This is a genomic window from Bacillus sp. Hm123 (assembly GCF_051842975.2).
Taxonomy (GTDB): Bacteria; Bacillota; Bacilli; order Bacillales; family Domibacillaceae; genus Bacillus_CE.
On sequence record NZ_CM200277.1, the window covers coordinates 1,042,680 to 1,069,095 of the forward strand.

Below are 26,416 nucleotides of genomic sequence, written 5' to 3' on the forward strand. Positions count from 1 at the left end.
TCTCCTTCTTCAATAGTAGCTAGCTGAAGAAGGAGAGAAGTTTTAATTGAGAACAACAGAAGGGGATTGAATAGCAGGGTTTTTCGAAAAAATAACCACGCCGTCACGGGCAATTTGTTTTTTTAATTCTTCATTTAATTGATCAGTAAATACAATGTCACAAGAATATATGCCAATGATTTCATCTATGTCTTCTGTTATTGCTCCTTTTGAACCTCTGTTGACTTGAATACATAAATCAATATCCGAATGAATAGTTGCTGTATGCGTGGCGCGGGAACCAAATAAGATCACAGCTTCTATTTCTTGTTTATGATTAAAGTAGTTTATTAACGATGCGTATGTTTTTTCATGAATACCATACATTTACATCACTTGCCTTTCAAGCTTTTCGAGTAGTTGTTCAATGGCCTCCATATATTTTTCTACAATGTTATTTTTTATCCTTTCATAATCATCTTCATTATAAATGTGAGCAGTAGCGTTTCTTGATAATAAAATTTCATTCCATATGGCAATATCCTCAATGAAACCTTCTTTGAAAGCTTGTTTATAACAACCACGAAGGTTATTAATTTCTAGCCCAGATGATTTGAAAATTTTTGAAAGTAGTTTCCAAAGTAGATCTTCTAACATTTCATACTTTTTAATAATGGAGTCACGATAGACTTCCTTTGTTAATTCGTCTGGTTGTTCTATATTTTCCATGGCTTGAATTACATTTTTTAAGTACATAAACATACGAACGGCGTATTGGTAGGATAGTCGAATTGACTCCTCATATTTTTGATGAAATTCGTTCATTCATCTCCCTCACCTTCTGTTTTTTTTTATTTTATCATTAAATCGTAGTGAGATGTTTGAAGCAATAAGAAAAATGGGAAGCTAACTGCCCCCCATTTTTCTTATTCATCATGAATGTTTCTTCCTGCTTCGCCTTCTTTTTCAAATCGAGTCGCTCCTCCGTAATGCAAGGCTTGATCTCGATCGGATTCCACTTGTCGTTTGTTTTTAAGCTTCTTTTCTTGTCGATCTTTTCCCATGTGAATCACCTCCATTTTTAAGCTTTCCTGCATCGATGATTTCATACATCTAATTTCCTTCTTTCGGACATGCTAAAAGAGTAACCTTGAAAAGGAGTGAATAATGTGGGGCAAAATCACCTCTTTAAGCCAGGACAAAAGGCACCAAATAATGGAGCTTATGTAGAGATTGGTGAAACGGGAAGTACGGTTAATAAACCGAAGAAAGTGAAGCTTGAGGCAGGCGATAGATTTCCGGAGACGACTAATCGAGATCGAGTGTGGATGTATCAGCGCAAACCTTAATCAACTTGGAGGGAAGTATATGAGAAATAAAGCAAAGGATTTTCCGATCAAAAGCATGAAAGGGGAAGCCGGAGAAGCGCGAGCTAAATCTAACAATGCTTCCAAACGCCCGAATGGCACGATTAATACGGACCCGCAAGATCGGATGATGGCGGCCAATCAAACGACTGGAGAAGAGACTTAAATAATGAAGAAGGAACTTGGGCATTCAAGCTGCGAGTTCCTTTTTTTGTTAGGGGGTATGCTATACTAGAAGAAATAACATGAATGTAGACAGGGGGACTTACATTGCCTTGGTGGATACTACTTTTGTTGGCTATGCCTGTAGTAGGGGTGGTTGGATATACATCGCTTGACCGTTGGATGGGAAGACTCGATTCAAAATCGGAGGTGAAAACGGCGGTAGCTCAATTAAACCAAGTGAAAGAATGTGGAACATGTGGGCGTTTCAGTCGGAATTATCAACGACAGCTTGCTCGTTACGATCTTTTGTTGAAAGGAAAGTCGTTGAAGCAAACTGGTAATATTTTTAATGTTGAGCCATGTCCCCATTGTCAACAAGAAGCCGCTTTTCAACCTATTCCTCATACTTTTACATTCCATGATCATCATTTAGATTGTTTACCGTTAGAAATAACAGAATATGCTGAGCATCAAAGGCAGATTGAAGAGTGTGAGCAGCTTTTGTATGCAAGTAAAGTGAATGAATCTTTTCGAAGGCGTTTAGTAGAAGGTGAATAGGTGACCAATAAACCTCGTGGCATATGAGGTTTATTTTGTCATGAGAAGATTCTTTGGACTAATCACTCGATCATTCTCAAAAATAGATTAATTTCATACAAACAATATATTGTTCAGATTGACTAAGATCGCATACAATGATTAACAAGAAGAATAGTTTGAATATTCTTTGAAATGTGCGGTTATTTTAGAAAGGGTGATACGATGAAATCAAGTAACTTTCCACTAAAACAAGGACTTTATGATCCGACCTTTGAGCATGATGCTTGTGGAATTGGATTCGTTGCAAATATAAAGGGAAACCCTTCTCGTGAAATCGTTAAACAAGCAACAGTAATGCTTTGTCGCTTAGAGCATCGTGGCGGACAGGGAAGTGACCCGGCTACAGGTGATGGGGCAGGGATGATGGTACAGTTGCCACATCAATTTTTTCAACTAACTTGTTCAGAATTTCACATACCCGAAGTTGGTCAGTATGGCGTAGGGATGTTGTTTTTACCACAAGATGTTGAGAATCGAATGAAATGTGAAGAACTGCTCAATCAAATCATTGCAGAAGAAGGGCAAAAGGTATTAGGTTGGCGGACGGTTCCGGTAGACGATACGAATATTGGGGAGACAGGTAGAGTTAGTCAGCCATTTATTCGCCAAGTGTTTATTGAGAAATCAGCTGAACTGACCGATGAACGATCATTTGAACGCAAGCTCTATGTCATTCGTAAGCGAATGGAGTTGGCTGTTGAAGAGCAGAATTTCGCTGGAGAAGAAACTTTTTATGTAGCTAGCCTCTCCACTCGAACGATTGTATATAAAGGAATGCTAACACCTGATCAGCTAGATACGTATTATCTCGATTTACAACATCCGTCCTTTGAATCGGCGATGGCTCTTGTTCATTCGCGTTTCAGTACAAATACTTTTCCGAGCTGGGAACGAGCGCATCCGAATCGGTATATGATTCATAATGGCGAAATCAATACGTTAAAAGGGAACGTTAATTGGATGAAAGCGCGTGAGCAATTATTGGCATCGGACTTATTCGGAGACGATATGAAAAAAATCGTGCCTGTCATTGATACAAATGGCAGTGATTCATCGATGTTCGATAATTGTTTAGAGTTTTTAACGTTATCTGGACGGTCGTTACCTCATGCGGCGATGATGATGATTCCAGAGCCTTGGGATAAAAATCCACTAATAGATGAGTCATTACGGGCTTTTTATGAGTATCACAGTTATTTCATGGAACCTTGGGACGGACCGGCAGCTATGGCATTTACCGACGGCCGTCAGATTGGGGCGATGCTTGACCGAAACGGGCTACGTCCAGCTAGATATTATGTAACGACCGATGATACGATTATTTTTTCATCAGAAGTGGGCGTGTTAGATGTTCCTGCGGAAGATGTGTTAATGAAGCGGAGATTAAGTCCGGGGGAAATGTTGCTAGTTGATTTAAGTGAAGGACGAATTGTTCCAAATGAAGAACTAAAAAGTAAAATGGCTAACGAAAAACCATATCAACAATGGTTAAAGGCAGGAATCATTTCGATTGATTCAGTTGAGCAAAAAGAACAAATGGATGATCTTCTATTCCCTTTGTCGAAGTATCAACAAGTATTTGGCTATACGTATGAAGAACTGACAAAGCAACTAGCACCGATGGTTACGGAAGGGAAAGAGCCGCTCGGTTCGATGGGAAATGATACGCCGCTCGCTGTGCTTTCGAATAAACCTCAGCTTTTATACAATTATTTTAAACAACAGTTTGCTCAAGTGACGAATCCACCGATTGATGCGATCCGTGAAGAGTTTGTCACGTCGACGATTACGATGCTAGGAGCGGAAGGAAATTTGCTTCATCCAGCTGAAAGCAGTTGCCGTCGTATTCGCCTAGAAACACCGATTTGTTCAAATGCTCAGTTAGCAAGTATTCGTCAACAGTCAAAGTTCCGAGCTCAAACGTTTGCGATGCTGTTTGAAGCTAAAAGTTGGGAACAAACATTAGCTGTAGCTATGCAACACCTATTTCACTCTGTCGATCAAGCTATTGACGCTGGCGTAAGCTTAATTATTTTATCGGACCGTCAAATGAATGAAGAATTAGCTCCTATTCCTGCTTTATTAGCGGTGAGCGGGCTGCATCATCATCTCGTTCGTCAAGGCACAAGAACGAAGGCTAGTATTATAGTAGAAACAGGTGAAGCACGTGATATTCATCAATTTTGTACATTGATTGGTTATGGAGCGGATGCAATTCATCCGTATCTTGCCTTCGCTAGTACGAATAAGATGATTGAAAATGAACAGATCAAACAGATTTCTTATGCGGAAGCAGTTGAAAAATATGTCGATGCGGCGACGAGCGGCATTGTTAAAGTGATGTCTAAAATGGGGATTTCCACGATCCAAAGCTATCGAGGAGCACAAATTTTTGAAGCAATTGGTATTGGTCAAACAGTGATTGATCGTTATTTTACTGGAACGGCTTCGCAAATTGGGGGCATTTCTTTAGAGACGATCGCAAAAGAAACGCTGCTGCGTCATCGCCAAGCTTTCTGCTCTCAAGAGGAATCACTCGAATCAGGAAGCGATTTTCAATGGAGACAGGATGGGGAATTTCATGCTTTCCGCCCAACGACGATCCACACGCTTCAGCAAGCTTGTCGAACGAATAATTATAACTTGTATAAAAAATATGCCGAGCTGGCGAATGAAGAGCAGCTCATCTTTTTAAGAGGATTGTTTGGCTTTAAAGAGACAGAGGCGATTCCGATTGAAGAAGTCGAATCGGTGGAAGCCATTTGCCGTCGCTTTAAGACAGGTGCGATGTCGTACGGATCATTAAGCCAAGAAGCTCATGAAACGTTGGCGATTGCGATGAACCGCATCGGAGGAAAGAGCAATAGTGGAGAAGGAGGGGAACATCCAGATCGCTATTTACCTGATGAAAATGGAGATTTGCGCCGCAGTGCGATTAAGCAAGTAGCGTCTGGTCGTTTCGGTGTATCGAGCCAGTATTTAGTTCATGCAACAGAAATTCAAATTAAAATGGCCCAAGGAGCGAAGCCGGGAGAAGGCGGACAGCTACCAGGAGAAAAAGTGTATCCATGGATCGCGGAAGTACGCGGGTCCACACCGGGGGTTGGCTTAATTTCACCGCCACCGCATCATGATATTTACTCGATTGAAGACCTTGCTCAACTCATCCATGATTTGAAAAATGCCAATCCAGCCGCGAGAATTAGCGTGAAGCTTGTGGCGAAAGCTGGTGTGGGAACTATTGCTGCTGGGGTTGCTAAAGGGCTGGCTGATGTGATTTTAATTAGCGGATATGAAGGCGGAACAGGTGCCTCTCCGCGAACAAGTATTAAACATACGGGGATTCCGTGGGAGCTCGGACTCGCTGAAACACATCAAACGTTGATGTTGAATGATCTTCGCAGTCGAGTAGTTTTAGAAGCGGATGGTAAGCTGATGACCGGACGTGATGTCGTTGTGGCGACTTTACTAGGAGCAGAGGAATATGGTTTTGCAACGGCTCCTCTTGTCGTATTGGGGTGTGTACTGATGCGAGTTTGTCATCTAAATACTTGTCCTGTCGGTGTAGCGACACAAAATCCTGATCTCCGGAAAAAATTTATCAGTACAGCTGAGCATGTGGAAAATTTCATGAGATTTATCGCTCAAGATGTCCGAGAAATAATGGCAGCATTAGGATTTCGAACGATTGATGAGATGGTCGGTCGCATAGATACACTGGTCGTAAATGACAAGATTAAAGCGCATTGGAAAGCGAAAGAACTAGATCTGTCCTCACTTCTTTATCAACCAACCCTCTCTAAAGAAGTCGGAATATTCTGTCTAGAAAAACAAAATCACCGTTTAGATCAATCGCTTGATGAAACAGAAATCTTATCTGTTTGTCAACCGGCTCTTGAGAGGAAGCAATCGGTGCAAGCAAGTTTTGCGATTCAAAATGTGCATCGGACAGTTGGGACGATTTTAGGCAGTAAAATCACGAAAAAATACGGTCAGAAAGGGCTCGCCGAAGATACGATCCAATTAACATTTACAGGGTCGGCTGGGCAAAGCTTTGCTTCCTTTTTACCGAAAGGCGTCACGATGTCGCTTCAAGGAGATGCGAATGATTATGTCGGTAAAGGATTGTCTGGAGGAAAGGTGATTGTGAATCCAGCTGAAAAATCTATCTATCTGCCTGAAGAAAATAGCATTATCGGTAATGTCGCTTTTTACGGAGCGACAGCTGGTGAAGCGTATATTCATGGTCTTGCAGGTGAGCGTTTCTGTGTTAGAAATAGCGGTGTGCACGCAGTTGTCGAAGGAATTGGTGATCATGGCTGCGAGTATATGACAGGCGGACGTGTCGTGGTGCTTGGAGCAGTTGGTAACAATTTCGCGGCGGGGATGTCTGGTGGAGTGGTATATGTGTTTACTCAAGGAACCAACGATTTTCAACGACACTGCAATCAGCAAATGGTGAGTTTAGAATCGTTGGAAGCAACGGCTGATCAAGAAGAAGTCAAACAAATGATTATTCGTCATTATCAGTATACGAATAGTTCTCGTGCGCGACACATTTTAGATCATTGGGAAGAACTATTACCGCAATGGGTGAAAGTGATTCCGAAAGAATATAAGCAGATGGTGGAATCGATTGAACAAATGCAGCAGGCGGGACTTTCATTGCAAGAAGCAAAGCTCCACGCTTTTATCGAAAAATCGCAATTAAAAAAATTAGAGCATGCTTAATGAGAAAGGAAGTGACATATATATGGGGAAAGCGACAGGGTTTATCGACTATGAGCGGCAAGCACCAGAAGAAAGACCTCCTTTAGACCGAATCCGCGATTGGAAAGAATATCAACAATCTTTATATGATGATCAGTATCAAACTCAAGGGGCTCGCTGCATGGATTGCGGAACGCCGTTTTGCCATACCGGCATTCAAGTGGCAGGGATGGCGATGGGCTGCCCGTTATACAATTTGATTCCTGAGTGGAATGATCTTGTCTATCGTGGTCGCTGGCAAGAAGCACTAGAGCGCTTATTAAAAACAAATAATTTCCCTGAATTCACCGGTCGGGTATGCCCCGCTCCGTGTGAGGGGTCATGTACAGTAGCAATTAGCGATTCGGCGGTTACGATTAAATCGATTGAGCGAGCTATTATTGATAAAGGTTTTTCAGAAGGTTGGATCGTACCGAAGCCACCGAAAACGCGTACGGGAAAAAAAGTAGCGATTGTCGGTTCAGGGCCAGCCGGACTTGCGAGTGCTGATCAATTAAACAAAGCAGGGCATTTTGTAACGGTCTTTGAGCGAGCTGATCGCATCGGTGGTTTGCTCACTTATGGAATTCCTAATATGAAGCTAGAAAAAAGCATCGTCGAGCGGCGTGTCCGATTACTACAAGCGGAAGGAACCACGTTCGTTACGAATACGGAAGTCGGAAAGGATATTTCCTCACAACAATTACGTGCGGAATTTGATGCGGTCATTCTTTGTACAGGAGCTCAAAAGCATCGAGATGTAGCGATTGAAGGCCGAGAGTTAAAAGGAATTCATTTTGCGATGGATTACTTAACGCTCAATACGAAAAGCTTATTAGATTCCAACTTTGAAAATGGACAGTTCATTTCAGCGAAAGGGAAAGATGTGATCGTCATTGGAGGGGGAGATACGGGGGCGGACTGTGTGGCTACCGCTTTGAGACATGGATGTAAAAACGTCGTCCAGTTCGGTAAACATCCACAGCTGCCAACAGAAAGAAGCAACGATAATCCGTGGCCGCAGTATCCTCAAGTGTTCTCACTTGATTATGCCTATGCAGAAGCGGCTACTCAAACAGGTAAGGACCCTCGTGAATATTGCATTTTAACGAAAAAGTTTGTTGGCGATGAAGCTGGTCATGTAAAGGAGCTTCATACGGTACAAATGGAAAAAGTCATTGGCAAGGATGGGCGAGTTGTCTTTCATGAAATTCCTGGAACAGAGAAAGTATGGCCAGCTCAGCTCGTACTCATTGCGGCTGGATTTAGTGGGCCAGAGCAAGAAGTCATTCAATCCTTCGACCTTCATCAAGATGGACGGGGGCGTGTAGAAGCATCTTTTGGAACATACACAACGAACGTGGATGGTGTTTTTGCGGCAGGAGATGTACGCAGAGGGCAAAGTTTAATCGTTTGGGCGATTAATGAAGGACGCGGGGTAGCTCGTGAATGTGACCGTTATTTAATGGGCGAAACATTTTTACCTTAAAACGAAGGGAGCTAGTGAAATGACTAAATATAATAAAGAAGAGATTGTTCGTTTAGTTGAAGTAGAGAATGTGAAATTTATCCGCCTTCAGTTTACCGATATTTTAGGAACGATTAAGAATGTAGAAATCCCTTCGTCTCAATTAGAGAAGGCGTTAAGTAACAAGATGATGTTTGATGGGTCTTCGATTGAAGGGTTTGTCAGAATTGAAGAATCTGATATGTATTTATATCCGGACTTGGACACGTTTGTCATTTTTCCATGGACGGCCGAAAAAGGGAAAGTCGCTCGCTTTATTTGCGACATTTATCATCCTAATGGTCAGCCATTTGAAGGCGATCCCCGTAGTAATTTAAAGCGTCTATTAAAAGAAATGACCGATTTAGGATTTACTGAATTTAATTTAGGGCCAGAACCAGAATTTTTCCTGTTTAAGTTAGATGAAAAAGGAAATCCAACCCTTGAGTTAAATGACCAAGGCGGTTATTTTGACTTAGCTCCGACCGATTTAGGTGAGAATTGTCGCCGCGACATCGTGTTGGAGTTGGAGGGAATGGGCTTTGAAATAGAGGCTTCTCATCATGAAGTCGCTCCTGGTCAGCATGAAATCGACTTTAAGTATACAGATGCGGTGAAAGCGTGTGATGATATTCAAACATTTAAGTTAGTTGTCAAAACGATTGCCCGTAAGCACGGCTTGCATGCCACTTTTATGCCGAAGCCATTGTTTGGCGTGAATGGTTCCGGGATGCATTGTAACCTCTCCTTATTTAAAAATGGTGAAAATGCGTTTTATGATGCCAATGGCGAGTTGGAGCTAAGTGAAACGGCACGTCAATTTATCGCTGGAATTATCAAGCATGCCCCAAGTTTTACCGCAGTTACGAATCCAACGGTCAATTCTTATAAACGGTTAGTCCCAGGTTACGAGGCACCATGTTACGTTGCTTGGTCCGCGAGAAATAGAAGTCCGCTTATTCGGATTCCAGCTTCTCGAGGGTTAAGCACTCGCGTGGAAGTTCGCAGTGTCGATCCAGCTGCCAATCCGTATTTAGCGATGTCAGTCCTTCTTGCAGCTGGTTTAGATGGCATCAAAAATCAACTAACGCCACCGAAATCGATCGATCAAAATATTTACGTGATGACGAAAGAGGAAAGAGTGGCGAATGGTATTGTCGATTTACCAGCGACATTAGCGGAGGCGCTAGATCAATTAAAAGTGAATGAAGTCATTGTGAATTCGTTAGGCGCTCATTTATTTGAACATTTCGTTGAAGCAAAACAAATCGAATGGGATATGTTTAGAACTCAAGTTCACCCATGGGAACGGGAACAGTATTTGACGCAATATTAAATCTACTCAGGGCGCAGGCAGAAAAAATCCTATTTAAAGAAGGTGAATGCTTGTGTGTGGAATTACAGGTTGGATTGATTGGGGTCAAAATGTCAGCAAACAAGTGTCAGTTGTGGAAAAAATGGTCGCGACATTAAGTAAACGAGGACCAGACGCTTCTAATGTTTGGAGTACCATTCATGCGGCACTGGGCCATACGCGGCTTGTCGTTGTTGACCCTGCTGGTGGCGCTCAACCGATGGAGAAAGATGGCTATACGCTAGTGTATAATGGTGAGCTTTATAATACGGAAGAATTGCGTAAGGAGTTGGTGAAAAAAGGGCATTCCTTTCGCTCTCATTCCGACACAGAGGTGTTATTGACTGCTTACATCGAGTGGCAGGAAACATGTGTTGACTATTTCAACGGGATTTTTGCTTTTGCTATTTGGGATCAGCAACGTGAGCGACTGTTTGTAGCGAGAGATCGGCTTGGCGTCAAGCCTTTATTTTACAGCGAGAAAGGGCAGTCTTTCTTATTTGCATCAGAGTTGAAAGCGTTGTTAGCGCATCCGAACATAAAAAGCGAGGTCGGACGGGAAGGGTGGCAAGAAGTGTTCGGATTAGGACCTTCCCGAACGCCTGGGCATGGTGTTTTTCGTGGAGTAAAAGAGCTGCGACCTGCCCACGCCTTAACGTATGATCGTCAAGGAATGAGGATTTGGAGATATTGGAATGTGAAAAGCCAAAAACATGCCCATTCATTGCAGGAAACGATCGAGCATGTGAGATTTCTCGTTCAAGATGCGGTGGAACGACAATTAGTAGCGGATATGCCCGTTTGTACTTTTTTATCAGGTGGCGTCGATTCAAGTGCCATTAGTGCGATAGCTTCTAATTACTTCGCCAAAACGAATCGTGGGCCGTTACACACGTACTCGATTGATTATGAGCAGAACGAGCAGTTTTTCCAGGCTAATGTTTTTCAACCAGATGTAGATTCTCCATGGATCGAGCGCATGACACAATATATAGCATCTATTCATGAGTCAGCTGTGATTGACAATGAGCAACTTGTGCAAAAGCTAAAGGGTGCCACAATGATGAGGGATTTGCCAGGTATGGCGGATGTGGACTCGTCGTTACTATGGTTTTGTGAGCGCATAAAGAAAGACTTTACTGTGGCGTTGTCAGGTGAATGTGCCGATGAGATATTTGGTGGCTATCCTTGGTTTTATAAAGAAGACATGTTGAAGGAAGAAGCCTTTCCGTGGATGAGATCGCTAGATGAGAGAGAGCAGCTGTTGTTACCACACTGGCAAACGAAGCTTGATTTAAAAGGGTATGTACAAGAAAAATATAATGAAACAGTGAAGGAAACCCCTCAATTAGTTGGAGAAAGTCCTTTGGAAGCAAAGCGGCGGGAAATGTTTTATCTCAACATGATTTGGTTTATGACGACATTGCTTGAGCGGAAAGATCGTATGAGTATGGGGGCAAGCTTAGAAGTTCGTGTTCCGTTTGCTGATCATCGGCTCGTTGAATACGTCTGGAATATTCCTTGGGAAATAAAAATGTTGAATGGGCGTGAAAAAGGGCTGTTGCGTCGCGCTTTAGAGGGAATACTGCCCGATGATGTCCTCTACCGCAAGAAAAGCCCCTATCCGAAAACTCATCATCCAGAATACACAAAAAGAGTAAAACAGCAATTGACAGCGATTATTGAAAACAAAACCTCTCCTTTACTTGAATTACTTTCCAAGCAAAAAATGAAAGAAATCATCGATACAAATGGCTCATCACTGAAAAATCCTTGGTTCGGGCAGCTGATGACTGGTCCTCAACTCATGGCGCATCTCATTCAAACGAATCAATGGCTTAAACACTATCATATTAACATTGTGGACTAAATAGGCGTTGGGGCGAGCTGCCCCAATGCTTAAAAAATGAAAGGGGAATTCGGAAGAAGGGTTAATTGGTTTGGATATGAGCGAAAATGACAGCCCAATTGTGGGTTCGATTGGTGAAAAAATTGAAAGAATTAGGCTGTCAAACATTGTTCGATGTATATGAACGCTACAGGAAGTGAGGCCCCGTCTTAATTACGTATAAGACGGGTTTTTGTTTTGAAAGTAGACAGAATTTTTGCGGAAGTGTCCGTTATTTGTACAGGTGAGTGTCCGTATCAATGAATTTTCCACGAAATATCGTTGGCACGATATTTGCAATTAAGTTAGGTAGTTACGTGAAAAAATTATTGACCGATTGAGCGTGCGTTCATTTTGCAATTAGGAGGGAAAGTAAATGACTCATCGCTATCTGACAGAAGAGCATCAAATATTGCGAGCATCATTTCGGAAGTTTTTAAAGAAGGAAGCCGAGCCTTATTTTGAAGAGTGGGAGAAAAATCGTATCATTCCTCGCGAGTTTTGGAACAAGCTAGGGGAACAAGGTTTTTTATGCCCAGCTGTGGATGAAGAATATGGGGGCATGGATGCTGATTTTGGCTATTCGGTTGTAATTACAGAAGAGTTGGAACGAATCGGGACGAGTTTAGTCGGTGTCGGGTTACATAACGATATTGTCGTACCTTATATCGATTCGTATGGAAATGAGGAACAAAAGGCTCGCTGGTTGCCTAAATGTGTGACAGGGGAGTACATCACCGCTCTTGCGATGACGGAACCTGGAGCTGGGTCTGATTTAGCTAACATTAAAACGACTGCTGTCCGTGAGGGAGATCATTACATTATTAATGGAGAAAAAACATTTATCACGAACGGCATCCATTCTGATTTAATTGTTGTGGCTTGCAAAACGGATACAAAAGTACAGCCGGGATATAAAGGCATTAGTTTAATTGTCGTTGAACGCGATACTCCAGGGTTTAGAAGGGGGAAAAAGTTAGAAAAAGTTGGTCAATGGGCACAAGATACGGCCGAATTAATTTTTGAAGATGCGAAGGTACCGGTCGCCAATTTGCTTGGGCAAGAAGGAAAAGGCTTTTATTACATGATGGACAAGCTTCAGCAAGAACGCCTCATCGTTGCTATTGAAGCAGTTGCCAGTGCGGAAGAAATGTTGGCGCTTACGATAGACTACGTGAAAAGCAGAAAGGCGTTCGGAAAATCGATTAGTCAATTTCAAAATACGCAATTTAAAATGGCGGAAATGGCGACAGAAATCCAAATTGGTCGAACATTTATTGATGATTTAATTGTGAATCATATGCAAGGAAAAGATGTCGTCAATCAAGTGTCGATGGCGAAATGGTGGACGACGGATATGGCGAAGCGAGTAGCGGCTGAATGTATGCAGCTTCACGGAGGCTATGGCTACATGGAGGAATATCCGATTGCTCGTAGATACCGTGACATAGCTGTTCTTTCGATCTACGCGGGAACGAATGAAATCATGAAACAAATTATTGCTAAAAATTTAGAACGATAAAAAGGAGCGTGTCAAGTAAATGAGAGAAGTTGTAATTGTAGAAGGTGTTCGTTCAGCAGTAGGTAGACGTAAAGGAGCATTTAGTCATACGCGTCCAGATGATTTAGCGGCAGCAGTGCTAAAAGGACTCGTTTCTCGGGCCGGAATTTCAGCGGATATGGTCGAGGATGTTATCTTCGGTTGTGTGTCGCAAGTAGGGGAGCAATCCGTCAATATCGCCAGACAAGCTTCATTAATCGCTGGTTTTCCAGTAAGTGTTCCAGGAACAACGATTGACCGTCAATGTGGTTCGAGTCAGCAAGCGGTCCATTTTGCTGCTCAAGCGATTGCAGCAGGTGATATGGATATTGTAATCGCTGGTGGAGTAGAAAGTATGACGCGCATACCGATGTTTTCTAATCGATTAGACGCTGAATGGAGCGAGCAGCTCACTTCTCAGCATGAAATCATTCATCAAGGTTTATCGGCTGAAAGAATAGCTGATAAATGGGAATTAAGTCGTGAGATGTTAGATGAATATTCTTATAATAGTCATCAAAAAGCGTTAAAAGCTCAAGCTGAAGGCAGATTTAATAAAGAAATTTTGCCGATTGAAGTGACGCTAGAGGATGGGTCTAAAAAGCTGATCAGTGAAGATGAAGGTCCTAGACAAGAAACAACGGTGGACATATTAAACGGCTTGAAGGCGGTCTTTAGAGAAAATGGAAAAATCCATGCGGGAAATGCTAGTCAAATGAGCGATGGAGCTGCCGCCTTGTTAATTATGTCTCGTGAAAAAGCGGAGCAGTTACAGTTAAAGCCTCGTTTTCGAATCGTTGCGCGGACGGTTGTCGGCTCTGATCCGACGTTGATGCTGACAGGCCCGATTGACGCAACAGAGAAAGCATTGGAAAAAGCAGGACTAGCGATTGAGGATATCGATTTGTATGAAGTGAATGAGGCATTTGCTTCTGTTCCACTTGCTTGGTTAGCAGATACGGGTGCTAATCTAGACAAGTTGAATGTGAACGGTGGAGCGATAGCTTTAGGGCATCCGCTTGGAGCGACAGGAGCAAAATTGATGATTACGTTAATGAATGAATTAGAACGAACAAAAGGCCGTTACGGCTTGCAAGCGGTATGTGAAGGTCACGGCATGGCGAATGCAACGATCATTGAGCGGATCGATTAATTTTTTACCGCAGACAAGGGGGAATGGAGATGGAATTGAATCAAAGTGTAGCTGTTGTAACGGGTGGAGCGTCAGGTTTGGGGGAAGCGACGGTCAAACATGTCGTGGAGCATGGTGGAAAGGCTGTTATTTTGGATATGAATGAAGCGAATGGGGCCGCTCTTGTGGAACAGCTTGGACATGAACATGTTATTTTCGTCAAAACAGATGTAACGAATGAGACAGAGGTTACACATGCTCTAGATCAAGGGATTAAAGCGTTTGGCACAATTAATGTAGTCGTTAATTGCGCTGGAATTGGTACGCCGAAGAAAGTGCTGTCGAAAGGGAAGGCGGCTAGTTTAAGTGCCTACAATCAAGTGATTCAAGTGAATCTTGTCGGTACATTTAATGTTATTCGTTTAGCTGCAGCGCGCATGGTCACAAATGATGCAAATGAAAAAGGAGAGCGAGGAGTCATCATTTCCACCGCATCCGTGGCGGCGTTTGAAGGTCAAATTGGTCAAGCGGCTTATAGTGCCTCGAAAGGTGGTGTCGTCGCGATGACATTACCAATCGCTAGAGAGTTAGCAAAGGATGGCATTCGAGTGATGGCAATTGCACCAGGGTTATTTGAAACACCGATGTTTAACACGTTACCAGAAGCAGCGCGGGTAGCACTTGGGGCGATGACGCCATTTCCATCACGACTTGGTAGGCCACAAGAATATGCTCAATTAGTGCAGGCGATCGTGGAAAATTCGATGTTAAACGGAGAGGTGATTCGCCTAGATGGAGCGATTCGTATGCAGCCGAAATAAAAATAGCAGAGTTTTATGAAGGAGCTGACATCCATCATTATCGTCAGCTTCTTTTCTTTTGAAAATAAGTTTACAATTAGTAAATTTTCTTTTATATTAATTTCTTTTTATTTACATTTGTAGTAGAAAATATGATATAATTTTCTTAATGAATGTAAAAGGGGGGGGACGAAAATGAAGTCGACTGGGATTGTACGGAAAGTAGATCAGTTGGGTAGAATTGTTGTTCCGAAAGAATTGCGGAAAAATTTGTCGATCGATATAAAGGATGCTATGGAAATTTTTGTGGATGAGGATAAAATCATTTTAAGAAAGTATAAGGCAGAACAGGCTTGTATCATTACAGGTGAAGTGACAGCTGAAAATATCAGTCTATTTGATGGGAAAATCCATTTAAGCCCAAATGGGGTAGAACTGTTAAAGAAAGAATTACAACAAATTGGTGACAATTGATAGCAGGATGAAACATTTACCTCATGGATTTTCGCTATATCGATAAACAATCTCTTATATATGCCGATATAAAGGGTGTAAAAAGGCAAACTTGATGAAAATCAAGGACGCAAAGCTACGGACCTAAGCAGCTTTCGCTGTATGGCCGCCGGGCCGCCATTCTCCTTTTTGAAGTGAGATGGCAACTTCGATGAGGAGATGTTCAGCATGATGGTATTAAGAAAGCTTGTATTCGTATGTATCGCTGTATTACTGTTAGAAAGCGCGGGTTTAGCTATGTTCAAGCAAAATGTGGTGGCAAACGAACAACCGATACGAAAAGCAACATGGCTATGGCATACGAAAGAGATTGTATCTAATAAAGATCAGTTATTAGACTTTATGCAACAAAACCAAGTAACAGATGTCTATTTGCAAATCAATAAGGACATTTCTGTAAGTGCTTACAAAATATTCATTAAACAAGCAAGTGCAAATGATATAAAGGTACATGCACTCGATGGTTCATCATCATGGGTATCTAGTAAAGGACTTGCCTCTCAAGAAAAATTTTTTGCTTGGGTACAGGACTATCAGCTCCAGGCCGCATCTGAAGAACAATTTTCAGGAATTCATTTAGATGTGGAACCTTATTTATATACAGGCTGGAAAAAGCGATATCAACAAACAGTTCAATCTTATCAATCATTACTGATGAAAGCCAATCAATCAGCTCAACAGTTAGGTTTACCGCTCGCTGCAGGTATTCCGTTTTGGTTTGATAAACGATTTTATAATAATCAATTTGGAAAAGGGAAGCTATCTGATTGGGTGATCGCTCATACAGATTCTGTGACAATTATGGCTTACCGTGATCAAGCGTTAGGTTCAAACGGGATCATTAAGTTGGCTCAAAATGAAATCAACTATGCAGCAGCGATGAACAAGAAAGTATCTATCGGTGTAGAAACACTAGCTTCAGGAGAGGGAGAATTTATCACTTTCTATGAAGAAGGACAAGCAGCGATGTGGGAGCAATTACAACTCGTACAGAATTCCTATGAAAAGCTATCCAGCTTTGATGGATTTTCGATTCATTACCTACAAAGCTGGATGAAGTTAAAACAATAAATTTACAAAAAAACGCGGCCAATCAAGCCGTGTTTTTTTGTATGCTGTTTACTTTCCGCAAAACAAGGCTAAACTTCCCTAGTCGAAGAAGCTTAGCACTTATTGAGAAAGCCATTGTGAACGACGAAGAAAAAATGAAGAATTTGTAAAAAGGGATGATCTGCTTAGTATACGAAAGAAGCACCAATGATAATTAACAAAATGAACAAAACGACGATTAAAGCAAAGCCGCCGCCGCCGTATCCGTAACCTTGACCCATGTCTTCACCTCCTTATTGAGGGGGAATAATACATAGTATGAAACACGGGCAAAAATGTTTAGACTTTTACAGCTTGTCTATTGAGAGAATGGGGGTTTTATTTGGTGGAAAAGTATGTAGTCAGATGCAAGTTAGAGGAAAATAAAAAATCCTCCCCTCTACAATAAAGAGGGAAGTGATTGATTTAATGATCAAGCAAAATCATTTCATTTTGCTTCTGTTGAATTTGTAACTTCATTCGTCTTAGCTGTTCTTTTTGCTGAGAATTGGCACTATGACTTAACTTATCAAGGTTGTTAAGGGTCTGTTCGAGCGTAAGCTGTGCTTGGCTATACTCGACATCATTGTCATGTTCTTGAGTGGAAGCCTCTTTATATTGCTGTTCGGCAAATTCAAGAGCGCCTTTGCATTGCTCGATAAAATGTTCTACCGCTTGTCTTGTTGCCACATGAATCATCTCCTCACTCGGAAATTGATGAAATTCATCCTCTATAGCTTTTCCGCTTTTCGTTTGGATTATCAATGGATTTTTTGCAAATAGTATAAGCAGGAGGTGTTTCTCATGGGTAAAAGTAAAAACCGGGGCAACCCAGTAAGCGGTGTAACTCCTCAAGGATACTCTGGTGGAGGCAAAGGAGACACAAGCCCGAAATCTCGCTTAGAAAATATCGCTAAACATAGTAATACGAAAAGATAACAGGAAGAGAGGGTGTCATGCTGAGACACCCTCTAATTTTCATTGTACAAATCACTAATGTAAACTTGTTTATTAAACTAGTTTACATTAGTGATCCCCCATTGTAAAATAAAGTTACTTTCATTGACAGAGGGGGATATGAATGAAAACGAGGGATATTACATACGTTGCTTTATTCGCTGCGGTGATGGGAGCGTTAGGTTTAATTCCGCCGATTCCATTGTCATTTACGCCAGTTCCGATTACGTTGCAAACGATGGGAGTTCTTCTCGCTGGGGGAATTTTAGGTGCGAGGCTTGGATTTTTTAGCATCGTGACATTCTTATTGCTAGTCGCAGCTGGTGTTCCACTTTTGACAGGTGGGCGTGGGGGATTAAGTGTATTCGTGGGGCCGAGCGCCGGTTATTTATTCGGTTATGCGATCACGGCTTTTGCGGTCGGCTATCTGATTTCACGTTTTGAGACAACTACATTCAAGAATATTTTGTTTGTAAACTTAACGGTAGGTATGTTTATGCTCTACCTGTTTGGCATTCCCGTTCAATCGTTTGTGATGGACATTCCGTTAGTAGAGACGATAAAAGTTAGTCTTGTTTTCATTCCAGGAGATGTATTGAAAGCAACATTTGCTTCCTACTTAGTTTATAAGTTGCGGAAGTCACCCGTTATTTCCAGACAATTAGTAAAGGTTAGCTGAGGCACTTAATGTGTCTCTTTTTTATTTTTTGAGTTTTGAGCAATTGAATATTCAGAAAAAATATTGATTATCTATAATGAATGTGATAACTTATTACTCAATTATGAAGTTTAAACTTCTTTAATTAAATAAATGTAGCTTAAACTTCATATAAGGAGAATTTAATATGGAGATATTTAGTGAAATAAAAGAGAAGTATTCACAGTTATCTAAGGGGCAGCAAAAAGTTGGTGAATATTTGCTGAAGAATCCAGAAGAAGTTGCATTGCAACCGGCAAACCAAATTGGTCATCGCATCGGTGTGAGTGAAACGACCGTCATCCGTTTTTGTTATTCATTAGGGTTAAGTGGATATTCACAGTTGCAAGCAATGGTTCGGGAGCATCTCATTCATCAGAAAAGCCACTTAAATAATTACTATTCTTCCAAAAAAGCGATGGCTCGACAACCGCATTTATACGCACAGGTGATGGAAAACGATGCGGAGAATATTAGAAAAATGCAAGCTAATATTCGAGAAGCGGATATTGAGCAAGCGGTGATCAAAATCATGGAAGCGAATAAAGTATATATAACAGGAATGCGAACGGCTTTCGCACCAGCTCAATGGTTTTCCTTAGTGTTAGGGCTAGCGCGAGATGACGTTTATTTATATCAGCCGGCTATGGATGATTTAATGGCTATGCTTCAGCAAGTGAATAAACAATCTGTGTTTATTGCTATTACATTTCATCGCTACGTAAAGGAAACGGTGAAGTTAGCTGAAATGGCGAAAGAGCAAGGAGCATTTGTTATCAGTATGACCGATTCGGAACTAGCTCCTATTGCACAATGTAGTGATATTACCTTCGTGATTGGAGAAGGGAAAGATACCATTTTAGATGTGTTTCCTCCGCTTTTTTCATTGCTAAATGCACTAATAGCGAGTATTTCTGTTCAATATGATGGATCAATAAAGGAACGGCAAGAAAGGTATGAACGGCTCAGTTCCGATTATTTATTTTTTAAATAGAGAAGAGAAAGGAAGTCTTGTTGTGAAAAAACAACTAGAGGATTTAAAACCGACTATTCAGCAACTATATCAACATTTGCATACTCACCCTGAAATTAGTTGGGAAGAGGTAGAAACGACAAAATATTTAGCTGATCTATTAAGGAGTTACGGATTCCAGCCACAAACATTTGATGATTGCACTGGGCTAGTAGTGGAAGTAGGGGAAGGAGAAGTCGCCGTTGGACTGCGCTGCGATATCGATGCCTTATGGCAGGAGGTTGATGGGGTCTTTACTTCTAATCATTCTTGCGGGCACGATGCTCATATGACGATGGCTGTTGGAGCACTATTGCTGTTGAAAAAGTTGTCCTATCAACCGAAAGGAAAATTAGTTGTAATTTTTCAACCAGCTGAGGAACAAGGAACTGGTGCATTAAAAATGATTGAAAAAGGTGTAGTTGATGAATTGGATTATTTGTATGGTGTTCATGTAAGACCTATTCAAGAATTGTCGCATAGACAGGCCTCTTCAGGTATTCGACACGGAGCATCTAAATTTATTGCAGGTGAAATTATCGGGGAAGATGCCCATGCGGCAAGGCCTCATCTTGGAAAAAATGCGATTGAGATTGGTGCTGATTTAGTCCAATCTTTAAGTCAAATTCATATGGACCCAGCTATTCCTTCTTCCGTTAAAATGACTAAGTTTCAAAGTGGGGGAGAATCGAGCAATATTATTCCGGGAACAGCTTCTTTCTCGTTAGATCTTCGGGCACAAACGAATGAAGCCATGAATGAATTAACGGAGAAAGTCGCTCAAGTATGTAAAGGATTAGAGATCCTGCATCATGCGACGATTGCCATTGAAACGAAATCTACGACAGCGGCAGCCGTCATCTCAGAAGAAGCATCTGACCTTATGGGCAAAGCCATTAGCAAAGTGCTGGGCCATGAGAAGATGGTTGCTCCCATCGTGACGACTGGGGGAGAGGATTTTCATTTTTATACGTTAAAAAATCCAAAGTTAAAGGCAACGATGCTAGGTCTTGGCTGTGACTTACAACCAGGGCTGCATCACCCTAAGATGACGTTTAATGAAGAAGCCATCTATTCAGGCATCGAAATATTAGCTGAAACGATCATGAGTACATTTCAACAACAGGAAGGATGAGGAGTATGACGAAAGATTATATAATTCGGTCATTCCAAGATCGCAGTGATTTTGAAAAAATGCAGGAGTTAGAGCAAAAAGTTTGGGGAAGTGAACCGATTCCGATCCCACAAACATTAACGGTTCATCAAAATGGCGGTTTATTAATGGGGGCTTTTGCAGGAGAGCGGTTAATTGGTTTCAGTTATGGCTTCCCTGGTTTTTCTAACGGTCACACGTACTTATGCTCGCATATGTTAGCGATTGATCCTGACTACCAAAAAACAGGCATTGGCAAGGTATTAAAGGAAGCGCAAAAACAAGAAGCAATTCATTTAGGCTATGATTTATTAACATGGACATTTGACCCGTTAGAAAGTGTGAATGCTTATTTGAATTTGACGAAATTAAAGGCGATCTGTAATACATATAAAGTGAATTGTTACGGAGAGATGAAGGATGGATTAAATAAGGGCCTCCCTACGGATCGCTTGAAAGTGGATTGGTGGATTCAAAGTTCCTATGTAAATGGAGAGCAAACATTTACTGATGAGCAAGCAACAGTACTTGCCGACTATGAAGTAACACCAGCAGGTTTTCCGAAAATCTCGTTGATTCATTCTGGAGATGTAAGCAGTAAAGGCAGTGTGCTCGTTCCTATCACGAAAAGTTTTCAGGAGATTAAAGTGAAAGATCAGGATTTAGCGATGGATTGGCGGATGAACATACGTGATATGTTCACACGCCTGTTTGCTGAAGGGTATGCTGTTGTCCAATTGATTCAGCGACCTGATGAGCCTGTGCATTATTATTTATTTGTCAAAAAGGATGCAATAAATTTAGAGAAGGAAGGATAAAATGAACATTCAAGAAGTTGTGTTACGACATTTGAAAATGGAATTGAAGTTTCCTTTTACGACTAGCTTTGGCACGATCCAAATGAGAGAATTTATTTTAGTTGAAGTAAAGGATGCAGAAGGAAGATCGGGTTGGGGAGAGTCCGTCGCTTTTATGTCGCCTTTATATAGTGAAGAGACACTTCAAACGAACTGGCATATGCTAGAAGATTTTCTTATTCCGATGTTAAAAGGAAAAGAAATTTCTCACCCAGATGAACTAACGGAATTATTTGCTTCCATTCGAAAAAATAATATGGCCAAAGCAGCTATTGAAGGCGCTGTTTGGGATCTATATGCGAAGAGACAAAACCTGCCTTTATACAAATGCCTCGGTGGGGAACGAACGTCGATTGAGGTTGGGGTCAGTATTGGTATTCAAGACACCATTGAAGAGCTGCTTGCGCTTGTTAAACAGCATGTAGAGGAAGGTTATAAACGAATTAAAGTGAAGATTAAGCCGGGTTGGGATGTCGATGTAATTCGAGAAATCCGCCGTATTTATCCGGATATCGCTTTAATGGCTGATGCTAACTCTGCTTATCGATTAGAAGATTTGGAACTATTAAAGCAGCTAGACGAATTTAACTTAATGATGATTGAACAACCGTTAGCATCGGATGATATCGTTGACCACGCAACGGTTCAAAAAGAATTAAGCACGCCGATTTGTTTAGATGAAAGCATCCATTCTTGTGAAGATGCACGTAAAGCTATTCAACTAGGAAGCTGCAAAATTATTAATATTAAAGTCGGCCGAGTGGGCGGTTTAACCGAATCGAAAAAGATTCATGATTTATGTAAAGAGAAGGGAATCGATGTTTGGTGTGGCGGAATGCTTGAAGTAGGTGTTGGCAGAGCTCACAATGTTGCACTAACGACGTTGAGTAACTTCACATTGCCAGGGGATACGGCAGCTTCTTCTCGTTATTGGGAAAAGGATATTATTCAGCCAGAAGTGATTGTAGATGATGGCTTGATCACGGTGCCAGAAACAGCGGGAATTGGTTATGAGATTGACTTAGAAATAGTAGATCAATTTACATTAAGAAAGAAAGCGTATTAAGAGTAGAAAGATTTGTTTGACGTAAAGAAGCCACCGATATCAGTGGCTTCTTCAAATTTTAAGGAAGAAAATCAGTCAACGACTTTTGGCTTTGTAGGCATTAATTTATCAATGATACTCACGAGTCCTACAGTTGAAAGAATGATAATAATGGAAGGAAAGAGAGTATCAACTTCAATTCCATACTTATTGAAAGCAGAGGCTAACAGGTAGCTGATAATAAAAGAAAACAATAATATACTAAACAAATTTACGGTTTTTTTCATTATGTTCTACTCCATTCTATTTTCATATGGGCTCGTTTTTTAAGCACGTAACCACTTCCAAATCTCCTTCGGGGTAGCATTTTTTCCATACATTAAAATACCGACTTTGAATATCTTTCCTGCTAGTTTCATAAATAGCCAAATACTAAACAGTAGGATAGCAAGAGATAGGCTAATTTCTAGCCAATTCCATTTTTCTAAAATCGACAAACGAATAAGCAATACACTTGGTGAAGTAAACGGGAAATATGAAGCTGCTTTGGCAATAAGTCCATTTGGGTCAGATAAGATCGGACTAATAACGACCAATGGTAAAAATGGAATCATGAGAACAAAACCCTGAAAATTACCGGCAGTTGTCATGTCTTCTACTGTTGCTCCAAGTCCAACAAAAATGGCGGCGAATAGAAGATAGCCTGATACAGCGATAAATAAAAAGAGTAATAATTCAGGGACCAATAAGTATTCTAGAATCGGTAAATCTAGTTTCCAAATCGCTAGCGGGATGGCAAAGCCTAACCATACAATCACTTGGGTGATGCCAAGAACAAAATACCCGATGATTTTTCCTTGCATTAAATCTGTTGGTGTTAACGAAGATAAAACGATTTCTGCTACTTTTTCTTTCTTTTCTTGTGAAGCACTTTGGAAGATCATCATCCCAGTCATCACGATAGAAAAGAGGATGACACCGGCAAACGCACCAGGTATGATTCGTTTAAGTGGATCCTCGGCATTTTCTTGGTCGGTTTTTGTTTCTATGCTGCCTTTACTTGCTACAGGCATGGCCTTGAATCCAACACCTTGTGAAATAATTTTCATTTGTTCGGGCGATAAACCGAGAGTTGCTATTTGGAATTGTCGCAAAGGTTGCTCTAACACACTAACTTCATCGATAAATTCCTCATCCATATCTTCGCTCATAAATACTTGGATGTTTCCTTGTTTTAAAGCAGACTCAGTTAACGGAATGTACACCGTATTTTCCGAATTCTTAAGACGTTTCAGCATCTCTTTCTCATCTAATTCGGTTTGTTCAATTTCCCAGTCTACAGCTTTTGCCGTCTCTTTTAACTGAGACCAAATGTTCAATTCATTAGAAATATACACTTTTACAGGTTCCGGTTCACTATTAAGTTTGTCTAATAGTGCAGGCAAAGTAGCAAATATTAAAAAGATAATCGGAGTGGAAAACAGGGAGATGAGAAATGATTTGTTTTTCATATTCTTTTTAATTTCCCACTTGGCGACTTTAAGGCTATTACGCATTTTTTTCACCTACATCCTTTAATATATTTTTATCAGTCGCAATATCAATAAATATTTCATGAAGTGAAATGCGATCGATGGATAGCTCTTGAATCACGAGATTGTCCGGCAGTTGCTTGAGCCAAATAGGAACTTGGACATCGGGTGTTAAATAGAGGATTGAGAGTTCATCTTCTTGCTCGATTCTTTGAACATCTGGTAATTGTTCAAGCACCGATCGGTCATTTTTTCCACGTATGCTGCATTTAAAGTTAGCATATTGTGTTTTCACTTCTTCCATCGAGCCATAAATTACTTTCTGGCCATGATGAATCATAAAGAGACGATCACATAATTCTTCTACTAAATTCATTTGGTGAGAGGATAGAAGAATCGATGTCCCATTTTCTGCTAATGTTCGTATTTCTTTCTTAAATAATTCTTGACTCACAGGATCTAACCCTGAAAACGGTTCGTCTAAAATCAATAGTTCGGGTTCATGAATAATAGAAGCAATAAATTGTACTTTTTGCCCCATTCCTTTTGATAGTTCTTCAATAGATGCATTTTCTTTTCCGGCAAGGTCAAACTTTGCTAAATACTCTAATGCTCGTTTTCTCGCTTTTTTAACAGGATAATCTTTCAGATCGGCTAAGTAGAGCAAAATATCTATTATTTTTGCATTTTTATAAAGCCCACGTTCTTCTGGCAAATAGCCAATTTTATGACGTGGAATCTCTTTTGAAGAATGGTGATGAAAGTTGACTGAGCCTTCATCTGGATACAAAATACCCATAATATTTCGGATCGTTGTCGATTTACCAGCACCATTTGGCCCGAGTATCGCCATAATTTCGCCTTTACGAACTTCAAAGGAGATGTTTTGGATGATGCGTTTGTTTTTAAAAGATTTTCCTAATTGGTTAACGGTAAGTATCGTTTCTGTCTGCAATGCTCTCATCCTTTCATAATTCATCTTATCAAGAGGTTTAATCTGATAATGTGTATATATCCACATAAACACTATACAGGATAAAAACTAGAAATACTAGGTATTTTTTTGCTAAAAGGAAAAAATATCATTAAGCGAGTAGTAAGGGGGTGTTATAAAAACGTCATTAAATAGGTGTGAATGAATGCAAAGTAAAAAACGACCAACCGTAATCTAAAATATCTTTTACAAAGGATACATTTTAAAGGAGTGGCTGCTCTATTATTTCAATGGTTAAAAGCAACAAAATTTTAAGCAGGAAAAGTCTTAATTTTAGTTAAAATAAATATATAATTCAGAATATTTTTAATATAAAATCAAATAAACATTTTCTTTATTAAAAACCAAAATATATGGAGGGGGTTATCTAGTTGAAAAAGCCGGAAGTAAGAGTGAGTGAAAAATTAAGTGAAGCGTGCACACTGCCATCATGGCTTTATACAAACCAGGAAGTGCTTGAAGTGGAAAAGCGAGAAATATTCAAGAAGACGTGGCAATATGTCGGCCATATTAGTCAATTTAACAAACCAGGCGACTATATCACAACTGAAGTAGCGGATGCTCCTATTATTATTTCTTATGGGAACGATCAGGAATTGCGGGCGTTTTATAATGTTTGCACACATAGAGCAGCAAAGCTTGTTGAAGGAGAGGGGAATAAAGCTATTTTTTCCTGCCCTTATCATGCTTGGACATTTAAATTGGATGGATCGTTGAATAGAGCACCGAATATGAATGGGGTTGAAAACTTTGAGCATAAAGATTTTTGTTTAAAGAAGATTCAATTGGAAGTGTTTGAATCGTTTGTCTTTGTGAATTTAGACCCTCAGGCACCCTCTATGTCTACGTTATTCCCTGATTTATTTCAACATGTGAAAACTCAAAACCTCGGCGATTTTAAAAGAGTACGCGTTAAGGAATCGATCTGTCAATCAAACTGGAAAATTGGGATTGATAATTATCTAGAATGTGATCATTGTTCGATTGTCCATAAAGCGTTAGTTTCTAAATTAGATATGAACCAGTACGAAGTGGCTCAATACGAAAATTATTCTTATCAAGGTACTCCGCTTAAAGGAAAGACGAGTGAATTTAGCTTAGGAGAAGGTGGAAGGTATTATTGGCTTTATCCCAATACTTGGTTTTCATTTGATCCTGGACCGGCTAATCTGTCTATTCATCAATCCATTCCTATTGATCACAAAACGACGAAATATGTGTACACTACTTTTTTTAAAACAGATGAAATTACAGAGGAAGAACAAAGCTTAATGGCCATTGATGAATTAGTAAGGAAAGAAGATCTAGAGATTTGTGAGACGGTTCAAAAAGGAATAGAAACTGGTGTTTATACACAAGGAAGATTTTCGTTGACAGAAAACTGTGTTCATCAATTTCATTTACTGCTACAAAAAGACTTGGAAGAAAAGCTACCATTGCAGCCAGCACCATCATCCGCATTTTAATTCATTGATTCGCTAAATAG

At 40.6% G+C, this 26,416-nt stretch carries 27 protein-coding genes and 1 riboswitch; of the genes, 19 read left to right on the forward strand and 8 right to left on the reverse strand.

Features of this window, described 5'->3' with window-relative positions:
- Nucleotides 1–42: 42 nt before the first annotated feature.
- The 3 genes from ACSVDJ_RS05495 to ACSVDJ_RS05505 form a co-directional block, all read right to left on the reverse strand.
- On the reverse strand, nucleotides 43–366 hold the full coding sequence (locus ACSVDJ_RS05495; protein WP_439169552.1) for a nucleotidyltransferase domain-containing protein: 324 nt from the start codon (nucleotides 364–366) through the stop codon (nucleotides 43–45).
- Entirely contained in the window at nucleotides 367–804 is a 438-nt protein-coding gene (locus ACSVDJ_RS05500) for an HI0074 family nucleotidyltransferase substrate-binding subunit (RefSeq protein ID WP_439169550.1), read from the reverse strand.
- A 101-nt stretch (nucleotides 805–905) separates the two neighbouring features.
- Nucleotides 906–1,043: a YpzI family protein gene (locus ACSVDJ_RS05505; protein ID WP_439169548.1), complete on the reverse strand. Its 138-nt coding sequence runs from the start codon at nucleotides 1,041–1,043 to the stop codon at nucleotides 906–908.
- A gap of 105 nt (nucleotides 1,044–1,148) precedes the next feature.
- Here ACSVDJ_RS05505 and ACSVDJ_RS05510 point away from each other — a divergent pair, with 105 nt between their 5' ends.
- The 12 genes from ACSVDJ_RS05510 to ACSVDJ_RS05565 all read left to right on the forward strand — a co-directional run bounded on the left by ACSVDJ_RS05510 (nucleotide 1,149) and on the right by ACSVDJ_RS05565 (nucleotide 16,665).
- Nucleotides 1,149–1,328 carry a YjzC family protein gene (locus ACSVDJ_RS05510; protein ID WP_094834764.1) on the forward strand — a complete coding sequence of 60 codons (180 nt, stop codon included), beginning with the start codon at nucleotides 1,149–1,151 and terminating at the stop codon, nucleotides 1,326–1,328.
- A gap of 19 nt (nucleotides 1,329–1,347) precedes the next feature.
- Nucleotides 1,348–1,512 (forward strand): small, acid-soluble spore protein K, encoded by a 165-nt coding sequence (locus ACSVDJ_RS05515; protein WP_095480186.1) that lies wholly within the window; start codon nucleotides 1,348–1,350, stop codon nucleotides 1,510–1,512.
- A 104-nt stretch (nucleotides 1,513–1,616) separates the two neighbouring features.
- The gene (locus ACSVDJ_RS05520; RefSeq protein ID WP_439169546.1) at nucleotides 1,617–2,069 is read left to right on the forward strand and encodes a hypothetical protein; all 453 of its coding nucleotides are present in this window, start codon (nucleotides 1,617–1,619) and stop codon (nucleotides 2,067–2,069) included.
- Nucleotides 2,070–2,273: 204 nt separating this feature from the next.
- A complete protein-coding gene (gltB, locus tag ACSVDJ_RS05525; RefSeq protein ID WP_439169545.1) occupies nucleotides 2,274–6,842 on the forward strand; it encodes a glutamate synthase large subunit in 4,569 nt (1,522 codons plus the stop codon).
- A 22-nt stretch (nucleotides 6,843–6,864) separates the two neighbouring features.
- On the forward strand, nucleotides 6,865–8,349 hold the full coding sequence (locus tag ACSVDJ_RS05530; RefSeq protein ID WP_439169543.1) for a glutamate synthase subunit beta: 1,485 nt from the start codon (nucleotides 6,865–6,867) through the stop codon (nucleotides 8,347–8,349).
- A gap of 19 nt (nucleotides 8,350–8,368) precedes the next feature.
- On the forward strand, nucleotides 8,369–9,703 hold the full coding sequence (gene glnA, locus ACSVDJ_RS05535) for a type I glutamate--ammonia ligase (protein ID WP_439169541.1): 1,335 nt from the start codon (nucleotides 8,369–8,371) through the stop codon (nucleotides 9,701–9,703).
- Between the two features lie 52 nt (nucleotides 9,704–9,755).
- The gene (asnB, locus tag ACSVDJ_RS05540) at nucleotides 9,756–11,591 is read left to right on the forward strand and encodes an asparagine synthase (glutamine-hydrolyzing) (RefSeq protein ID WP_439169756.1); all 1,836 of its coding nucleotides are present in this window, start codon (nucleotides 9,756–9,758) and stop codon (nucleotides 11,589–11,591) included.
- Between the two features lie 394 nt (nucleotides 11,592–11,985).
- The gene (locus ACSVDJ_RS05545; protein WP_439169539.1) at nucleotides 11,986–13,131 is read left to right on the forward strand and encodes an acyl-CoA dehydrogenase family protein; all 1,146 of its coding nucleotides are present in this window, start codon (nucleotides 11,986–11,988) and stop codon (nucleotides 13,129–13,131) included.
- A 19-nt stretch (nucleotides 13,132–13,150) separates the two neighbouring features.
- On the forward strand, nucleotides 13,151–14,302 hold the full coding sequence (locus ACSVDJ_RS05550) for a thiolase family protein (RefSeq protein WP_439169537.1): 1,152 nt from the start codon (nucleotides 13,151–13,153) through the stop codon (nucleotides 14,300–14,302).
- A gap of 29 nt (nucleotides 14,303–14,331) precedes the next feature.
- Nucleotides 14,332–15,102 carry a 3-hydroxyacyl-CoA dehydrogenase gene (locus ACSVDJ_RS05555; protein WP_439169535.1) on the forward strand — a complete coding sequence of 257 codons (771 nt, stop codon included), beginning with the start codon at nucleotides 14,332–14,334 and terminating at the stop codon, nucleotides 15,100–15,102.
- A gap of 174 nt (nucleotides 15,103–15,276) precedes the next feature.
- Complete coding sequence (locus tag ACSVDJ_RS05560; protein ID WP_439169533.1) at nucleotides 15,277–15,555, forward strand: transcriptional regulator AbrB family protein; 279 nt, start codon at nucleotides 15,277–15,279, stop codon at nucleotides 15,553–15,555.
- Nucleotides 15,556–15,629: 74 nt separating this feature from the next.
- Nucleotides 15,630–15,716, forward strand: a riboswitch (cyclic di-GMP riboswitch).
- 46 nt (nucleotides 15,717–15,762) lie between these two features.
- Nucleotides 15,763–16,665, forward strand: coding sequence for an amidase (locus tag ACSVDJ_RS05565; RefSeq protein WP_439169531.1), 903 nt, complete (start codon nucleotides 15,763–15,765; stop codon nucleotides 16,663–16,665).
- A gap of 164 nt (nucleotides 16,666–16,829) precedes the next feature.
- On the opposite strand, the gene ACSVDJ_RS05570 is transcribed toward ACSVDJ_RS05565, so the two are convergent.
- Together ACSVDJ_RS05570 and ACSVDJ_RS05575 are read right to left on the reverse strand one after the other, a co-directional pair.
- The gene (locus ACSVDJ_RS05570) at nucleotides 16,830–16,925 is read right to left on the reverse strand and encodes a YjcZ family sporulation protein (RefSeq protein ID WP_439169529.1); all 96 of its coding nucleotides are present in this window, start codon (nucleotides 16,923–16,925) and stop codon (nucleotides 16,830–16,832) included.
- Nucleotides 16,926–17,109: 184 nt separating this feature from the next.
- The gene (locus ACSVDJ_RS05575; RefSeq protein WP_439169526.1) at nucleotides 17,110–17,373 is read right to left on the reverse strand and encodes a YtzC family protein; all 264 of its coding nucleotides are present in this window, start codon (nucleotides 17,371–17,373) and stop codon (nucleotides 17,110–17,112) included.
- Between the two features lie 114 nt (nucleotides 17,374–17,487).
- Here ACSVDJ_RS05575 and ACSVDJ_RS05580 point away from each other — a divergent pair, with 114 nt between their 5' ends.
- The 6 genes from ACSVDJ_RS05580 to menC all read left to right on the forward strand — a co-directional run bounded on the left by ACSVDJ_RS05580 (nucleotide 17,488) and on the right by menC (nucleotide 22,425).
- The gene (locus ACSVDJ_RS05580) at nucleotides 17,488–17,622 is read left to right on the forward strand and encodes a small, acid-soluble spore protein L (RefSeq protein ID WP_439169524.1); all 135 of its coding nucleotides are present in this window, start codon (nucleotides 17,488–17,490) and stop codon (nucleotides 17,620–17,622) included.
- A 142-nt stretch (nucleotides 17,623–17,764) separates the two neighbouring features.
- Nucleotides 17,765–18,319 carry a biotin transporter BioY gene (locus tag ACSVDJ_RS05585; RefSeq protein WP_439169523.1) on the forward strand — a complete coding sequence of 185 codons (555 nt, stop codon included), beginning with the start codon at nucleotides 17,765–17,767 and terminating at the stop codon, nucleotides 18,317–18,319.
- A 166-nt stretch (nucleotides 18,320–18,485) separates the two neighbouring features.
- Nucleotides 18,486–19,331 carry a MurR/RpiR family transcriptional regulator gene (locus tag ACSVDJ_RS05590; protein WP_439169521.1) on the forward strand — a complete coding sequence of 282 codons (846 nt, stop codon included), beginning with the start codon at nucleotides 18,486–18,488 and terminating at the stop codon, nucleotides 19,329–19,331.
- Nucleotides 19,332–19,353: 22 nt separating this feature from the next.
- On the forward strand, nucleotides 19,354–20,484 hold the full coding sequence (locus tag ACSVDJ_RS05595; protein ID WP_439169520.1) for a M20 peptidase aminoacylase family protein: 1,131 nt from the start codon (nucleotides 19,354–19,356) through the stop codon (nucleotides 20,482–20,484).
- A gap of 5 nt (nucleotides 20,485–20,489) precedes the next feature.
- Nucleotides 20,490–21,320: a GNAT family N-acetyltransferase gene (locus tag ACSVDJ_RS05600; protein ID WP_439169519.1), complete on the forward strand. Its 831-nt coding sequence runs from the start codon at nucleotides 20,490–20,492 to the stop codon at nucleotides 21,318–21,320.
- Nucleotide 21,321: 1 nt separating this feature from the next.
- Nucleotides 21,322–22,425, forward strand: coding sequence for an o-succinylbenzoate synthase (menC, locus tag ACSVDJ_RS05605; protein ID WP_439169518.1), 1,104 nt, complete (start codon nucleotides 21,322–21,324; stop codon nucleotides 22,423–22,425).
- A 71-nt stretch (nucleotides 22,426–22,496) separates the two neighbouring features.
- Here the strand turns inward: menC and ACSVDJ_RS05610 are convergent, their stop codons facing one another.
- Genes ACSVDJ_RS05610 through ACSVDJ_RS05620 form a run of 3 tightly spaced genes read right to left on the reverse strand, consistent with a single transcriptional unit; the run spans nucleotide 22,497 to nucleotide 24,900 of the window.
- Nucleotides 22,497–22,691 carry a hypothetical protein gene (locus ACSVDJ_RS05610; protein ID WP_439169517.1) on the reverse strand — a complete coding sequence of 65 codons (195 nt, stop codon included), beginning with the start codon at nucleotides 22,689–22,691 and terminating at the stop codon, nucleotides 22,497–22,499.
- 39 nt (nucleotides 22,692–22,730) lie between these two features.
- Nucleotides 22,731–23,915 carry an ABC transporter permease gene (locus tag ACSVDJ_RS05615; RefSeq protein WP_518620204.1) on the reverse strand — a complete coding sequence of 395 codons (1,185 nt, stop codon included), beginning with the start codon at nucleotides 23,913–23,915 and terminating at the stop codon, nucleotides 22,731–22,733.
- Nucleotides 23,916–23,952: 37 nt separating this feature from the next.
- Nucleotides 23,953–24,900 (reverse strand): ABC transporter ATP-binding protein, encoded by a 948-nt coding sequence (locus ACSVDJ_RS05620; protein ID WP_439169514.1) that lies wholly within the window; start codon nucleotides 24,898–24,900, stop codon nucleotides 23,953–23,955.
- Between the two features lie 401 nt (nucleotides 24,901–25,301).
- Between ACSVDJ_RS05620 and ACSVDJ_RS05625 the strand changes: the two genes are divergently transcribed.
- Nucleotides 25,302–26,396, forward strand: a complete 1,095-nt coding sequence (locus ACSVDJ_RS05625; protein ID WP_439169512.1) for an aromatic ring-hydroxylating oxygenase subunit alpha — start codon at nucleotides 25,302–25,304, stop codon at nucleotides 26,394–26,396.
- Nucleotides 26,397–26,416: the final 20 nt, after the last annotated feature.